The sequence below is a fragment of the Streptomyces sp. SM11 genome (assembly GCF_002910905.1).
In the GTDB taxonomy this organism is placed as follows: Bacteria; Actinomycetota; Actinomycetes; order Streptomycetales; family Streptomycetaceae; genus Streptomyces.
Map to the genome: position 1 here is coordinate 101,063 of NZ_NEUE01000300.1, position 13,698 is coordinate 114,760.

Consider the following 13,698-nt stretch of genomic DNA (forward strand, 5'->3'; position numbering starts at 1 on the left):
CGACCCCTCGGAAGGTGCGGTCGGCGTCCCGGCCTCGCTGTCTGGCAATGCCGCCGCACAACCGACGTAACCGCAGGTCACAGGGGTACGCGCAGCGCCGACCAGTCGTACGCCGAGTACAGGAGCCGCTGTACGCCGCTCCCCCGCCGCTCCAGCGGATGGTCGACGCGGGGCGCCTCGGCCGCAAGACGGGGTCGGGCTTCTACCCGTACGCCTGAGGTCACGTTCGCCTGAGATCACGTACGCCTGAGCCGCCCGTTCGATTCGCTGTCAGGAGCCGGTCCCCGGCAACCCCGGGGCCGGCTCCTCGCGCGTAACAGGACGCCCGTACGGGGCCGCTCGTACGGGGCCGGGGTCAGCCCAGTCTCAGGTGGTGCAGCATCAGCAGGGCCGCCACCATGTTCGCGGCGGGCACCTCGCCCCGGGCGATCATGTCCGGGACCACCTTGAGCGGTATCCACTCGCGGCGTGAGGACTCGAAGGCGTCCCTGGGGTGCCCGGTCCAGTGCGCCTCGTCGGACCAGTACAGGTGATGGCGGGCGTCGGTGAGGCCGTTCGACGGTTCCACGGTGAGCAGCGGGCGCAGCTCGCCGGGGCGCCAGCCGGTCTCCTCCTCCATCTCACGGGCCGCCGCCACCGCGATGTCCTCGCCTTCCTCGACGATGCCCGCGGCCAGTTCCCACCCCCAGCTGTCGGTGATGAACCGGTGCCGCCAGAGCAGCAGCACCTCGTTCACCTCGTTGACGACGGTGGCGGCCGCGACGGGGCGCTGCCGGATCACGAAGTGGTCGAGGTGGCTGCCGTCGGGGAGCTGGACGTCCGCCAGATTCACCCGGAACCACGGGTTCTGATACACATTCTGTTCGCTTAAGTTCGTCCACTGCACAGTTGTGCCGCCTTTCGACATGTTGGGGGTCAACATGTCAGCAGGCTCGGCTGCCGGGGTAACGAACGACGGGGCGTCGGTGGAGCTCACAGAGGCACGCGGAGCGCCTCGTCGATGAGGTCGGTGGTCCCCACGGCGTCGGCGCAGCCGCTCGCGGCCAGCTCGTTGCGGACCTGCCGCAGCCGGTCGCGCAGCCGCTGGGACTCCATTCCCCGGGCTCTCATCGCCATTTCGGCAGCTGTACCGGCCGCGCGGTCCGCCTCGCCCTGCACCAGCTCGATATGGCTCAACATCGCGAGACGGTGCACGCGCCCCCGGTCGTGCGCCGGGGCGCTCACCGCGGAGGCCGCGTGCTCCCGGGCGGCCGGCAGGTCCCCGAGACCGAGCAGCGCCTCCGCCACCTGGACGTCGACCAGACCGGGCTGGACGTACCCCGTCTCGTCCGGCTCCCGGCCGGTGTGGATCCGGCCCGCCTGGGCCTCGGCCCGCCCGATGCAGGCCCGGGCGCTCGCCGCGTCGCCGAGCCGGGCGTACGCCTTGGCCTGCATGGCGTGCAGGTCGGCGGCGAGCGCGGGGGTGATGTGGCCCCCGGCTGCCCGCAGCGCGGCCTCGGCGAAGGCGATGGAACGGCGGTAGTCACCCAGGAACAGTGACTGGGTGACCAGCAGGGCGATCACATAGCCGCCGAGCCCCCGGTCCCCACTGGACTTGGCCAGCCGCAGCGCCTGGTGGAAGTAGCGCTGGGCGAGCCCGTGGGCATCGGAGTCGTAGGCGCAGATTCCGGCCACCGCCACCAGCCCGGCGGTCGCCCGGTGCAGGCTCCGGCCCAGGGCGTCGCTGTAACCGCCGCGCAGCAGCGGCGCGGCCTCCGCGTCGAGGAAGCGGACGATCCGGGACCTGGTCGCGATACCGCCCGTCTTGCGGTACATCTGCTCGTAGTGGTCGCGGGCCGCCTTGAGCATCGCGATGTGGGCCGCGCTCACCCGGCCCGGCCCCGGCCGCGAGACGTCGGTGTCCTCCGGAGGGTTCTCCCACTCCCAGACCGGCATCACCGCCGGGGTGCCCGTGACGGTGGGCACGGTGGCCAGGTGCGGGCGCTGTTGTTCGTCGGAGCGCCACAGGGCGGTGGCCCGCTCGACGAACCCGGAGAGGGAGGCGCCCTCGGCGCCGGCCTCCGTCCCCGACGCGGCGAATGCGCCCATCCCGACGTCGTCGAGCCCGACGGGCCGCCCCAGCCGGCCGGCCAGCACCTCGCAGATCAGGTCGGGCACCTGCCCGCGCGGGCGCTGGCCCTTGAGCCAGCGGGAGACCGCCGTGTGTTCGTACCGCAGGCTCAGCCCGCGGGTCAGGCCCGCCCGGTTGACGTGACCGGCGAGGCCCGCACGGGACACACCGGCCTCCTCGATCAAGGCTTCGAGCAGGACATTGGGCTCCATCGTCCCCCCAGGTGCGTGTCGCAAGGAGCCTAGTGGAGCACGATTCACACGGGGTGTGAACGGAATGCCCGAACCCTCCTGCTGTGCGCTCTGCCGCGCGGGCCCCCGGCTCGGTTGAATGAGCTTCCTCGCAAGAGGCGGCCCGGGTCGTCGGCTCCCCCTCGTAAACGGCCCACGACCCGCACCCGCGCCGTCCGCGTTGCTGACCTGCCCGACACTCCGAGGCGGCGCGGACGGCGCCCGGACCGCACGGCCCACTGACCGACGACGAAGGAGGGTGGCTGCGGAACGGAGGCCGGAACCGCGTTCCTCCCGGTTCCGCTCCGGGTCCGGCGTGTGGTCCCTCCGTCGCTCGGCGGGGACAGGAGAAGGGGCGTATCCGGTGGCCGGATACGCCCCTTCTCAACGCTGTCGCAGGCGCTACGCGCCTCGCAGCACCGCGCCCGTGCGCTCGGCGGCCAGGGCCACCGCGCTGTCGCGGGCGGCCGAGGCCTCCTCGACGGTCAGCGTGCGGTCGGCGGCGCGGAAGCGCAGCGCGTACGCCAGGGACTTGTTGCCCCCGCCGATCTGCTCACCGGTGAAGACGTCGAACAGCCGCAGCGATTCGAGCAGTTCGCCCGCGCCCTCGCGCAGCGCCCGCTCCACGTCGGCGGCCGGGACGTCCCCTGCGACGACGAGCGCGACGTCCTGGGTCGCCACCGGGAAGGTGGAGATCCGGGGCGCCTGGAGCGCTCCGTCGACGGCCTGCTCCAGGACGTCGAGCTCGACCTCGGCGGCGCACGTCCGCTCGGGCAGGTGGAGCGCTTTGATCACCCGGGGGTGCAGTTCGCCCGCGTGTCCGAAGAGGGTCTCCTCGCCGTTCACGGTGACGTACAGCGCGGCGCAGCGGCCCGGATGCCACGGGGCGTGCTGGTCGGCGCGGACGATGACCTCCACACCGGCCTCCGCGGCGATCGAGCGGGCCGCCTCGACGGCGTCCGCCCAGGTCGCCGGGGTGCCCTTGCCCCACCAGCTGGCCTGCTCGCGGGCGCCCGCGAGGACGACGGCGGCACGGCGCGGCTGACGCGGCAGGGCCGCGTTCAGACCGGCGATCTCCTCGTCGGTGGGCCGGCGGTCGACGGGCAGCCGGACGGCGGCCGTCTCCGCGCCGGTCGGCCTGAAGACAAGGCCGGTCTCGAAGAGCGCCAGATCGTGGCTGCCGCGGCCGTCGTTGCGCCGCAGTGCGCCGAGGAGGCCCGGCAGCAGCGTGGTGCGCAGCGCCGGCTCCTCGTCGGAGATCGGGTTGACGAGCTTGACCGTGCGGCGACGGGCGTCGTCCGCCTCCAGGCCGAGCTGGTCCAGGACCGCGTCGCCGATGAACGGGTAGCTCAGCGCCTCGACGTAGCCGACGCCGGCCAGCGCCCGGCCGATGCGGCGGTGCAGCCGCTGGCGGTCGGTGAGACCGCGGCCGGAGGGGGGCGTCGGCAGGGTGGAGGGCAGGTTCTCGTAGCCCTCCAGCCGGATGACCTCTTCGGCGAGGTCGTTCGGCTCGTTCAGGTCGGGCCGCCAGGACGGGACGGTGACGATCAGCTCGTCCTGCCCGTAGACGTCGCAGCCGACCTGCTGGAGGCGGCGGACGACGGTCTCGCGGCCGTAGCCCACCCCGGCGACCCGGTCGGGGTGGTCGGCGGACATCGCAATGGTGCGCGGCGCGGAGGGCGAGGTGATCTCGGTGACCCCGGCCTCGGCGGTGCCACCCGCGAGGAGGACCAGCAGGTCGACCGTGCGCTGCGCGGCAGCGGCGGCGGCCTGCGGGTCGACGCCGCGCTCGAAGCGCTTGGACGCCTCGGAGGACAGCTTGTGGCGGCGCGCGGTGCGGGCGATCGAGATCGCGTCGAAGTGCGCGGCCTCGATGACGACCTCGGTGGTCAGCGCGTGCTCGCCGTCCGCGTCGGCGATCTCGGTGTTGGCGCCGCCCATGACGCCCGCGAGGCCGATCGGCCCGCGGTCGTCGGTGATGACCAGGTCCTCGGCGTCCAGCACACGCACGGTGCCGTCCAGCGTGGTGAGCTTCTCGCCCTGCGCGGCGCGGCGCACGCCGATCGGCCCCTCGACCCGGGTGCGGTCGTAGGCGTGCAGGGGCTGGCCGAGCTCCAGCATCACGTAGTTGGTGATGTCGACTGCCAGCGAGATGGGCCGCATCCCGGCCTTCTGGAGGCGGCGGCGCATCCAGATCGGGGAGCGGGCCTCGGTCTGGAGACCGGTGACGGTGCGCGCGGTGAAGCGGTCGCAGCGAGACGGGTCGGAGATCTTGACCGGGTAGCCGTACGCGTTCGGCGCGGGCACGTCCAGGAGCGCCGGGTCGCGCAGCGGCAGCCCGTACGCGATGGCCGTCTCGCGGGCGACGCCGCGCATCGACAGGCAGTAGCCGCGGTCCGGGGTGACGGCGATGTCGAGCACCTCGTCGACGAGCTGGAGCAGCTCGATCGCGTCGGTGCCGACCTCGTGCTCCGGCGGCAGCACGATGATGCCGTGCGTGCCGTCGTCGCCCATGCCGAGCTCGTCGGTGGAACAGATCATGCCGTGCGAGGTCTTGCCGTACGTCTTGCGTGCGGCGATCGCGAAGTCGCCGGGCAGGACCGCGCCCGGGAGGACCACGACGACCTTGTCGCCGACCGAGAAGTTACGGGCGCCGCAGACGATCTCCTGCGGTTCGCCGGTGCCGTTGGCGGAGCCGACGTCGACCGTGCAGAAGCGGATGGGCTTCTTGAAGCCCTCCAGCTCCTCGATGGTCAGGACCTGTCCGACGACCAGGGGGCCCTTGAGGCCCGCACCGACCTGCTCGACGGTCTCGACCTCAAGCCCTACGGAGACGAGCTTGGCCTGTACGTCACGGCCGGTCTCCGTCGCCGGCAGGTCGACGTACTCCCGCAGCCAGGAAAGCGGGACGCGCATCAGATCTCCATCCCGAACGGCCGGGTGAACCGGACGTCACCCTCGACCATGTCTCGCATGTCTTCGACGTTGTGGCGGAACATCAGCATCCGTTCGATGCCGAACCCGAAGGCGAATCCGCTGTACTTCTGGGGGTCGACGCCGCAGGCGGTGAGCACCTTGGGGTTGACCATGCCGCAGCCGCCGAGCTCGATCCAGCCCTCGCTGCCGCAGGTACGGCAGGGACGGTCCGGGTTGCCGACGGACTCGCCGCGGCAGACGTAGCAGACCATGTCCATCTCGGCGGACGGCTCGGTGAACGGGAAGAAGTTCGGCCGCAGCCGGGTCTTCATGTCCGGTCCGAAGAGCGCCTGGACCATGTGGTCGAGGGTGCCCTTGAGGTCGGCCATGGTGAGGCCCTCGTCGACGGCGAGCAGCTCGATCTGGTGGAAGACCGGAGTGTGCGTGGCGTCCAGCTCGTCGGTGCGGTAGACCCGGCCGGGGCAGACCACGTAGACGGGGGGCTTGCGCTCCAGGAGCGAGCGGGCCTGGACCGGGGAGGTGTGCGTACGCAGCACGACGCCGGACTCGTCGCCCTCGGTCGCCTTCCCGTCGGGCGTGGTGCCCTGCACGAAGAACGTGTCCTGCATCTGGCGGGCCGGGTGGTCGGGCACGAAGTTCAGGGCGTCGAAGTTGAACCACTCCGCCTCGACCTCGGGGCCCTCGGCGATCTCGTAGCCCATGGCCACGAAGACGTCCGCGACGCGCTCCATGATGGTCGTCAGGGGGTGGCGGGCGCCGGCCGGGGTGCGGTCGTAGGGCAGCGTGACGTCCACGGCCTCCTCGACGAGCACCCGGGCGTCCCGCTCGGCCTCCAGCTCCGCTTGGCGGGCGGCGAGCGCCTTGGAGACGGCGCCGCGGGCCTGGCCCACGCGCTTGCCCGCCTCGGCCTTGGCTTGCGGGGGCAGGGCGCCGATCTCGCGGTTGGCGAGGGACAGCGGCGAGGTACCTCCGGTGTGCGCGGTCTTCGCCTGGGCGAGCGCGTCGAGGTCACCGGCGGCGGCGAAGGCGGCGAACGCCTCGTCCCGCAGGCGCTCGATCTCTTCCGGTTTCAGTGCCTCGACCTCGACTGGGTCGTACGACTTGTTCGGTGCCGACATCTCTTCCCGTGCTTCCGATTGGCTGGTGGCGCGACCCGGCTCGACGACCGCAGGACGCAAAGGTGCCAAAGGTCGAGTCTAAAGGCCGCAGGACGTTCGGGGAGCCCGTGGGCGGCTCACGCCCTCCCGTCGCCCACCGCCACCCTGGCTGATTGCTACGCAAACCCCTCTAGTTCAGATAGGCGGGCATGCTCACGGGCAGAATAAATCGGAACTCCGCCCCGCCGCCGGGCCCCCGGTCGACGGTGATCGTGCCGCCGTGGGCCTCGACGATGCCCTTGACGATGTAGAGGCCCAGGCCCGTGCCGCCGCGCTTGCTCCCCCGCCAGAAGCGGGTGAAGACGCGGCCCATCGACTCCTCGGGGATGCCGGGGCCTTCGTCGCTCACGGTGACAGCCGTTCCCATCTCGTCGCACGCACCCGGCGCGGGTGCGGGGGCGATCTCAATGGTGACGGTTCCCTCGCCGTGGCGCACCGCGTTTTCCAGGAGGTTCCCGAGGACCTGGTCGACCTTGTCGGGGTCGGCCCACAGGGCGGGCAGCGGCCCCCTGGCCCGGACCCGGAAACGCTCGGGGGTCTGGCCCCCCGCGATGAGCGCCTGGATGTGCCGTGCCACGGCGGCGGAGACGTCGACGGGCTGGCGGCGCAGCTCCAGCCGGCCGGAGTCGATCCGGGAGATGTCGAGCAGCTCGGCGATGAGCCGGGTGACCCGGCCGGCGTCGGCGTCGACGGTCTCCAGCATCAGCCGCTTCTGGTCGTCGGTGAACCGCTCCCACTTGGCGAGCAGGGTCGCGGTGAACCCTTTGACGGAGGTCAGCGGGGAGCGCAGCTCGTGGGCGACCGTGGCGATCAGCTCGGCGTGGCTGCGTTCGGTACGCCGACGGGCCTCGGTGCCGCGCAGCGAGACCACGACCCGGCGCACCGGGCCGAGCGGATGCTCACGTACGTAGCGGGCGGACACCAGCACCTCACGGCCGCCGGGCAACAGCAGGTTCCGCTCGGGCTGGCCGCTACGGGTGGCGAGACCGCCGTACGGGTCGGTCAGCCTCCACCAGCGCTTGCCCTTGAGATCCTCCAGCGGGAGGGCGGCCTCCAGGGGGCGGCCGATCGCGTCGGCGCGCGGGGTGGCGGTGATGCGGGCGGCGGCGGCGTTGAAGCAGATGACGTGCCCGCTCGCGTCGGCGACGACGAGACCGTCGGGAAGGTCGTCCGGGTCGATGCCGGGGGCGCCCTGGCCAAGGCCGGCGCCGAGACCGTCCGGACCGACCGCCGTCCCGTCCGGCTCGTCGCCCGCAGCACGTGGTGCGGTGGTGTGCGCCGGTCGCGGCGAGCTCATGCCGACAGCCATCTTCCCGTATCCCCACCTCTCGAACCGGTGCAGTGGGCCCCCGAGTTCGTCACCCTACTAGGCGGCGGCGAACCGGCGACACCCTGTGGGGGCGCGGAGAGGAGCGCGCCGGTGGGAGGGGCGCGGGAATGGCCGGGATCGCGTGCTGACGGGCCGTCGAGGCGGCGCGGTGTCAGAGGCTGTCGGGTGACCTCGGGTCGGACAGCGGACGCGGCCCGGCGCGTGCGATTCCGAGGCGGAGGAGGGAGGCGACACGGGTGGGGCCTCCCCCGGTCGAACGGAGCCGAGAGCTTGGGGAAGTCGTCGACCGACGACAGCGCCGGAAGCGCGCGTGCCAGGGCGTGGCCGCCCCGGCCGAGGTCACCCGCCGGCCTCTTACGCGTCGGGGGCGCGCCGCGGACGCTGCGCGCGGGCGGAGGCGTACAGGCAGACGGCGGCGGCGGTGGCGAGGTTGAGACTCTCGGCCTTGCCGTGGATGGGGACGCGGACGACGGCGTCGGCGAGCGCGCGGGTCTCCTCGGGGAGCCCCCAAGCCTCGTTGCCGAAGACCCAGGCGGTGGGGCCGCCCATGGTGCCCTCGTCCAGTTCGCCGTCCAGGTCGTCGGTCCCGGCCCCGTCGGCGGCGAGGATGCGCACCCCGGCGTTCCGGAGGCCCCGCACGGCCTGTTCGACGGGGACGCCGACGGCGACGGGCAGGTGGTAGAGCGAACCGGCCGAGGCGCGTACGGACTTGGGGTTGTAGAGGTCGACCGAGGCGTCGGTCAGGATCACCGCGTCCGCACCCGCGGCGTCCGCGCAGCGCAGTACCGTACCGGCGTTCCCGGGGTCGCGTACGTTGGCCAGGACGGCCACCAGCGTGGGCTGCGCGGCGAGAATCTCCTGGAACGGGGTGTCCAGGAAGCGGCAGACGCCGATGAGGCCCTGCGGGGTGACGGTCTGCGAGACGTCGGCGAGGACGTCGTCGCCGGCCAGGTGCACCCGGGCACCCGCCCTGTGGGCGGCCTCGACGATGTCGGTGTACCGGTCGGCGGCCTCGGGGGTCGCGAACAGTTCGATGAGGGTCGACTCCCCGTCACCGCCCCGGTGCGCGGCGGCCTCGCGTACGGCCTGGGGCCCCTCGGCGATGAACCTGCGCTCCTTGCCGCGGAAGGTGCGGCGGGCCAGCCGGCGGGCGGCGGCGACCCGGGAGGAACGCGGGGAGATCAGTTCGGGGGTGCCCATGGTCGGCGGCGAGCCTCTCTGCGTACGGCTGTGACGGTGTGGTGTGGCGTCGGCGGGTCAACGCACCGGACCCGCAGGCGGCATGCGCCTGCGGGTCCGGTTCGCGTACCTGGAAGGGGGTGCCTGGATCAGGCGGCCTTCGGGGCGTTGACGTCGCTCGGGAGGGCCTTCTGAGCGACCTCGACGAGGGAGGCGAACGCGTTGGCGTCGTTGACCGCGAGCTCGGCCAGAATCTTGCGGTCCACCTCGATGTTGGCGGCCTTCAGACCCTGGATGAGGCGGTTGTACGTCATGCCGTTCTGGCGGGCAGCGGCGTTGATGCGCTGGATCCACAGCTGACGGAAGTCGCCCTTGCGCTTCTTGCGGTCGTTGTAGTTGTAGACCAGGGAGTGGGTGACCTGCTCCTTGGCCTTGCGGTACAGGCGCGAGCGCTGCCCGCGGTAGCCCTTGGCCGCCTCGAGGATTGCCCGGCGCTTCTTGTGGGCGTTGACTGCCCGCTTGACGCGTGCCACTTGTTAACTCCTTGTAGCGGGGCCGTGGGTGTCCTCACACGGCCCGGAAACGAATTGGTCCCGGTGTGATCGAGGTCGTGCCTCCGGGGCGAGCCGGAGGCCGAACCTCACTTGCCGAGAAGCTTCTTGATCTTCTTGGCGTCGGCCGGAGCCACGACGACCGTGCCGGTCAGCGAGCGGGTCTTCTTGGACGACTTGTGCTCGAGAAGGTGGCGCTTGCCGGCCCTCTCGCGGAGCACCTTGCCGGAGCCGGTGATCTTGAAGCGCTTGCTGGCACCGCTGTGCGTCTTGTTCTTCGGCATCGCGCCGTTCTCTCCTCGTCAGTGGCGCCCCTCACGGTGCGGGGCACCGGACTGCAGGGGCGTCAGATCTCTATGGGATTCCGGGATGACCCGGGGGCGCCTGGATGGCGGCCCCCGAAGGTCACGCCTCGGAAGGTGTCTCGGCCGGAGCCTCGACCGCTTCGGCCGGAGCCTCGGCGGTGTCGCCCTCGGACGGTGCGTCGGTCGTGCCCTGACGCTCCGCCTTGCGGGCGGCCTGGGCCTCACGGGCCTCGGCCATGGCTTCGGTCTTCTTCTTGTGCGGGCCCAGAACCATGATCATGTTCCGGCCGTCCTGCTTCGGGTTGGACTCGATGAAGCCCAGGTCCTCCACGTCCGAAGCGAGACGCTGGAGCAGTCGGAAGCCCAGCTCGGGGCGGGACTGCTCACGACCACGGAACATGATCGTGATCTTGACCTTGTCGCCCTGCTTGAGGAACCGGACGACGTGACCCTTCTTGGTGTCATAGTCGTGCGGGTCGATCTTCGGCCGGAGCTTCATCTCCTTGATGACCGTGTGCGCCTGGTTCTTGCGCGCCTCACGGGCCTTCATGGCCGACTCGTACTTGAACTTCCCGTAGTCCATGAGCTTGCACACGGGCGGACGGGCTGTCGCCGCCACCTCGACCAGGTCGAGGTCATACTCCTGTGCGAGTTCCAGGGCCTTGGCAAGCGGAACAATCCCGACCTGCTCGCCACTGGGACCGACAAGTCGGACCTCGGGAACGCGAATCCGGTCGTTGATGCGGGGCTCGGCGCTGATGGATCCTCCTCGGTAGCACCACGCGACCGCCTGGCGGACAGCCGCGTAACGTCTTATGAACGTCAAGACCAACCGAGCCGAAGCGCAAAAATGCCCCGGACGGGACACAGGCGAGGCTCCAGGAACTACCGGAGCACCGCCGCGGTCAACCGCGGGGCGCATCTGACGGCTCCATCGTCCGTACGGAACGATGGGCACCGCCTGACCGGTGACCCGCCGTCCGGTGAGGACAGCCAGGTGGGAGATCGGAGCCTCCACTTGTGGGCCGGGCACATCGATGTCCGGCCGGTCGTTACACAAGGTTAGCAGCCCGGCCCCGGGTGCGCTAATCCTGCGCCCGGCCGCTGTCGGGACCGCCCTCCCGCGCGGTCCTGACAGCGGCTCCCGCGCGCGGGAGGGCGGCGGCCTGGCCTTATCGTGTGGGCATGAGTGACGCGACCCCCAGCAGTGAGAACCCCGGCTTCGACGACATGGCCCGCGACATCGCGGAGGTCCCCGCGGTCGAGGTGATCGTGACGGTCGCCGTCAACCTGATGAGCGCAGCCGCCGTGAAGCTCGGCCTCACCGAGGAGGGCGAACAGCACAAGGACCTCGACGAGGCCCGCAAGCTGGTCCAGGCACTGGCCGGGCTGCTCGACGCGAGCGCCACGGAGATCAGCACCTTCCACGCCTCGCCGCTGCGCGACGGCCTGAAGTCCCTCCAGCTCGCTTTCCGTGAGGCCTCGCTGGTCCCGGACGAGCCCGGCCACGGCCCCGGCGAGAAGTACACCGGCCCGGTCTACGGCTAGCATCCCCCTCCCCCGTACGCCAGGGAGCCCGCCGTCCCCCCGTGGGGCGGCGGGCTCCCTCGTGTGCGCGGCCGGGACGGTTCGCGGTTCCTCAGATGGCGTCCTCGGTCTCTTCGGGCAGGACGTTGGGGAAGGGGTGGGTGAGCCGGTGGACGTAGGCGGCGACGACTCCGCCGACCAGGGGCGCGACGAGGAACAGCCAGAGCTGGGAGAGCGCGGCGCCGCCCGCGAAGAGCGCCGGACCGAGGCTCCGCGCCGGGTTGACCGAGGTACCGGTCAGCGGAATGCCCACCAGGTGGATCGCGGCGAGCGTCAGGCCGATGGGCAGCCCGTCGAAGCCGGTGACCGCGACCTTGTGGGTCACCGCGAGGACGACGTAGACGAGCAGGAACGTGAGCACCACCTCGGCGAGGAACGCGCCGCCGATGTTGATGCCGACGGCCGACCGGTCGTCGTAGCCGTTGGTGCCGAACTCGCCACTGGTCTCCAGACCCGGGATCTGCTTCGCCAGCAGGAACAGCAGGGCCGCGCCGACGATCGCGCCGAGGATCTGGGCCACCCAGCGCTCGACGGCCGTACGGATGCCGATCCGGCCCGCCATATACATGCCCAGCGTCACCGCGGGGTTGATATGACAGCCGGAGATCGGGCCGAGCGCATAGGCGAGCGCGAGGAGGATGAAGCCGAAGGTGAGGGCGATGCCCACCGTGCCGAGGTATTCGACGGCGACCACCGCGGACCCCACGGCGAAGAACACCAGCAGCAGGGTGCCGAGGAACTCTGACGCCACAATCCGCTTCTGCATGGAACCACCTCGCGAGCTTGGTCGGTCGGCCGGATTCATCCGAATTCCCGACCATTCTCACGGCGGCGGGCGCTTCGCGCCCGTCGGGCCGGAATCGACCCGACGCGTCAGCGGGCGAAGAGGGGCTCCCCCGGTGTGGCCGTGCCGGCGGGGAGAAGGGCCAGGTCCAGGCCGCTCACCAGACGGGCCCGCAGCACCTCGCTGGCCGACAGCGCGCGGGCGATCCGGCGGGCCGCCTCGGCGGGCACCGCGTCCGGGGCGAGGACGAGCGCGAGGGTCCCGTCCGCGCTGCCCGGCCCGAGGTGGGCACGGACCACGGCGGGGTCGGCGGCCACGGCCTCCCGTACGGCGTCGATGACCGCGGGATCCTGGAGCGGGTCGGTGCTGGTGCGGTTCTCGGCGAGGGCCAGGAGCGCCTGCCCGCTCAGCTCGAACGCGACGGGCCCGGCGAGGTCCAGCACGACGGTGTCGGCCTTCTCGTGGGCGGCGGCCTGGAGGGCCTGGTGCAGCGGTACGGCGACGGGGCGCGCCTCCGGGTCCCAGAGCGCCAGCGACGCGGTCGAGGTGAAGGCGGGGAGCGCGCGCCGGTCGCCGGCCCGGAGGGTGGGTACGGCCATGTCGCTGGTCTTCTCGCGCCGGAGCCCCTTCTCGTCCTCCTCGACCTCGCCGAGAACGGCGACGACGGGGACCAGGAGCCGGGCGTCGCGCAGGGCCGCGAGGACCGGGCCGACGGCGCCACGGTCCCGGGACCAGGCGCCCAGGGCCCTGGTCAGGGCGGGGGACGCCGAGCCGTCGTCGTCGGAGAAACCGGGGTCCGGGATGTTCTTGAGCTCCACGGGACGAGGGTAGTGCCTGGCTCCTCGCGGTTCGCCCGCAGGTGGGGCCGGGCGGAGAGCCCAGCGCCCCGCCGTCGCGGGCCTCAGCACCCGGTGGCCCCGGCCGGCAGGGCGTGCGCCTCGTCGCGGGCGTGGGCGACGGGATCCGGGAAGACCTTCAGGCCGTGGGCGGCCAGGGCCCCTTTGTGCAGCAGCATGAGCGCGCAGGCCGGACCGCTGCTGCGGCGATACGTCACCGCCCGGCAGTGGCTCGGCCTGTGCCCGGGGGTGAACGTGGTCGCCGTGGTCACGCTGGCCGACGCCTCGGCCGACGCCGGGGTGACCTGGTGGGCCCACGCCCTGCCGTTCGTCGGCATGCTGTCGCTGGTGGCCGCCACCTTCCTGGAGAGCCGTTCCGCCACCCGGGTGGCCCCTTCGGTGTCGCTGACCGTCCACCGCGCCGCCAGCACCGTGGTCTTCACGGGCTGTACTGGCGGATCCTGCGGCGCTCGGGCGTCACCGCGATCAGCACGCTCATGTTCCTGATGGCTCCCGTCACGGCCGTCCGGGGAGCGCTGACGCTCGGGGAGCCGTTCGGCCCCCGGACCGTGCTCGGCCTGGTGGCGGTGGTCGTGGTGCACCGCGGGGCCGCCCCGCGCGGCGACGGGCCCGCCGGGTCTGCCTCCGGGCCGGATCCGGCCCGGCGTGAGCGGACGGACGCTGTGCCCGGG

The 13,698-nt window shown here is 72.1% G+C and carries 12 protein-coding genes and 2 pseudogenes; 3 read left to right on the top strand and 11 right to left on the bottom strand.

Annotation, left to right across the window (positions count from 1 at the left end; all coding sequences use genetic code 11):
- Window positions 1-96: 96 nt before the first annotated feature.
- Window positions 97-218: pseudogene (locus tag B9S58_RS34555) on the top strand (3-hydroxyacyl-CoA dehydrogenase family protein); the annotation flags it as partial.
- Between the two features lie 137 nt (window positions 219-355).
- On the opposite strand, the gene B9S58_RS34560 reads toward B9S58_RS34555, so the two are convergent.
- The 9 genes from B9S58_RS34560 to infC form a co-directional block, all read right to left on the bottom strand.
- Window positions 356-886, bottom strand: a complete 531-nt coding sequence (locus tag B9S58_RS34560) for an NUDIX hydrolase (RefSeq protein ID WP_103535819.1) — start codon at window positions 884-886, stop codon at window positions 356-358.
- 86 nt (window positions 887-972) lie between these two features.
- Window positions 973-2,322, bottom strand: a complete 1,350-nt coding sequence (locus B9S58_RS34565) for a transcriptional regulator (RefSeq protein ID WP_103535820.1) — start codon at window positions 2,320-2,322, stop codon at window positions 973-975.
- A gap of 420 nt (window positions 2,323-2,742) precedes the next feature.
- Complete coding sequence (gene pheT, locus B9S58_RS34570; RefSeq protein ID WP_103535821.1) at window positions 2,743-5,256, bottom strand: phenylalanine--tRNA ligase subunit beta; 2,514 nt, start codon at window positions 5,254-5,256, stop codon at window positions 2,743-2,745.
- Window positions 5,256-6,395 carry a phenylalanine--tRNA ligase subunit alpha gene (gene pheS / locus B9S58_RS34575; RefSeq protein WP_030632315.1) on the bottom strand — a complete coding sequence of 380 codons (1,140 nt, stop codon included), beginning with the start codon at window positions 6,393-6,395 and terminating at the stop codon, window positions 5,256-5,258. The genes pheT and pheS overlap by 1 nt, the downstream gene beginning before the upstream one ends.
- Before the next feature lie 169 nt (window positions 6,396-6,564).
- Window positions 6,565-7,743 carry an ATP-binding protein gene (locus B9S58_RS34580; protein ID WP_103535822.1) on the bottom strand — a complete coding sequence of 393 codons (1,179 nt, stop codon included), beginning with the start codon at window positions 7,741-7,743 and terminating at the stop codon, window positions 6,565-6,567.
- Between the two features lie 375 nt (window positions 7,744-8,118).
- On the bottom strand, window positions 8,119-8,964 hold the full coding sequence (locus B9S58_RS34585) for an RNA methyltransferase (RefSeq protein ID WP_103535823.1): 846 nt from the start codon (window positions 8,962-8,964) through the stop codon (window positions 8,119-8,121).
- A 128-nt stretch (window positions 8,965-9,092) separates the two neighbouring features.
- Window positions 9,093-9,476, bottom strand: coding sequence for a 50S ribosomal protein L20 (gene rplT / locus B9S58_RS34590; RefSeq protein WP_030583499.1), 384 nt, complete (start codon window positions 9,474-9,476; stop codon window positions 9,093-9,095).
- Window positions 9,477-9,583: 107 nt separating this feature from the next.
- Window positions 9,584-9,778, bottom strand: a complete 195-nt coding sequence (gene rpmI, locus B9S58_RS34595) for a 50S ribosomal protein L35 (protein ID WP_003970213.1) — start codon at window positions 9,776-9,778, stop codon at window positions 9,584-9,586.
- A gap of 121 nt (window positions 9,779-9,899) precedes the next feature.
- A complete protein-coding gene (infC, locus tag B9S58_RS34600; protein ID WP_374935734.1) occupies window positions 9,900-10,625 on the bottom strand; it encodes a translation initiation factor IF-3 in 726 nt (241 codons plus the stop codon).
- Between the two features lie 359 nt (window positions 10,626-10,984).
- On the opposite strand from infC, the gene B9S58_RS34610 reads away from it, so the two are divergent.
- Window positions 10,985-11,347 carry a DUF1844 domain-containing protein gene (locus B9S58_RS34610; RefSeq protein WP_010057174.1) on the top strand — a complete coding sequence of 121 codons (363 nt, stop codon included), beginning with the start codon at window positions 10,985-10,987 and terminating at the stop codon, window positions 11,345-11,347.
- Window positions 11,348-11,438: 91 nt separating this feature from the next.
- Here B9S58_RS34610 and B9S58_RS34615 read toward each other — a convergent pair whose 3' ends face one another.
- Window positions 11,439-12,152, bottom strand: a complete 714-nt coding sequence (locus B9S58_RS34615) for an MIP family channel protein (protein WP_103535824.1) — start codon at window positions 12,150-12,152, stop codon at window positions 11,439-11,441.
- Between the two features lie 107 nt (window positions 12,153-12,259).
- Entirely contained in the window at window positions 12,260-12,988 is a 729-nt protein-coding gene (locus B9S58_RS34620) for an SseB family protein (protein WP_103535825.1), read from the bottom strand.
- Between the two features lie 201 nt (window positions 12,989-13,189).
- Between B9S58_RS34620 and B9S58_RS34630 the strand changes: the two are divergent.
- Window positions 13,190-13,698 (top strand): annotated as a pseudogene (locus B9S58_RS34630) (EamA family transporter); the annotation flags it as partial.

Bases quoted from the DNA above. Each gene is read 5' to 3' on its own strand.
- B9S58_RS34565 (WP_103535820.1), bottom strand. From the start codon at position 2,322: ATGGAGCCCAATGTCCTGCTCGAAGCCTTGATCGAGGAGGCCGGTGTG.
- pheT (WP_103535821.1), bottom strand. From the start codon at position 5,256: ATGCGCGTCCCGCTTTCCTGGCTGCGGGAGTACGTCGACCTGCCGGCG.
- pheS (WP_030632315.1), bottom strand. From the start codon at position 6,395: ATGTCGGCACCGAACAAGTCGTACGACCCAGTCGAGGTCGAGGCACTG.
- B9S58_RS34580 (WP_103535822.1), bottom strand. From the start codon at position 7,743: ATGGCTGTCGGCATGAGCTCGCCGCGACCGGCGCACACCACCGCACCA.
- B9S58_RS34585 (WP_103535823.1), bottom strand. From the start codon at position 8,964: ATGGGCACCCCCGAACTGATCTCCCCGCGTTCCTCCCGGGTCGCCGCC.
- rpmI (WP_003970213.1), bottom strand. From the start codon at position 9,778: ATGCCGAAGAACAAGACGCACAGCGGTGCCAGCAAGCGCTTCAAGATC.
- B9S58_RS34610 (WP_010057174.1), top strand. From the start codon at position 10,985: ATGAGTGACGCGACCCCCAGCAGTGAGAACCCCGGCTTCGACGACATG.
- B9S58_RS34615 (WP_103535824.1), bottom strand. From the start codon at position 12,152: ATGCAGAAGCGGATTGTGGCGTCAGAGTTCCTCGGCACCCTGCTGCTG.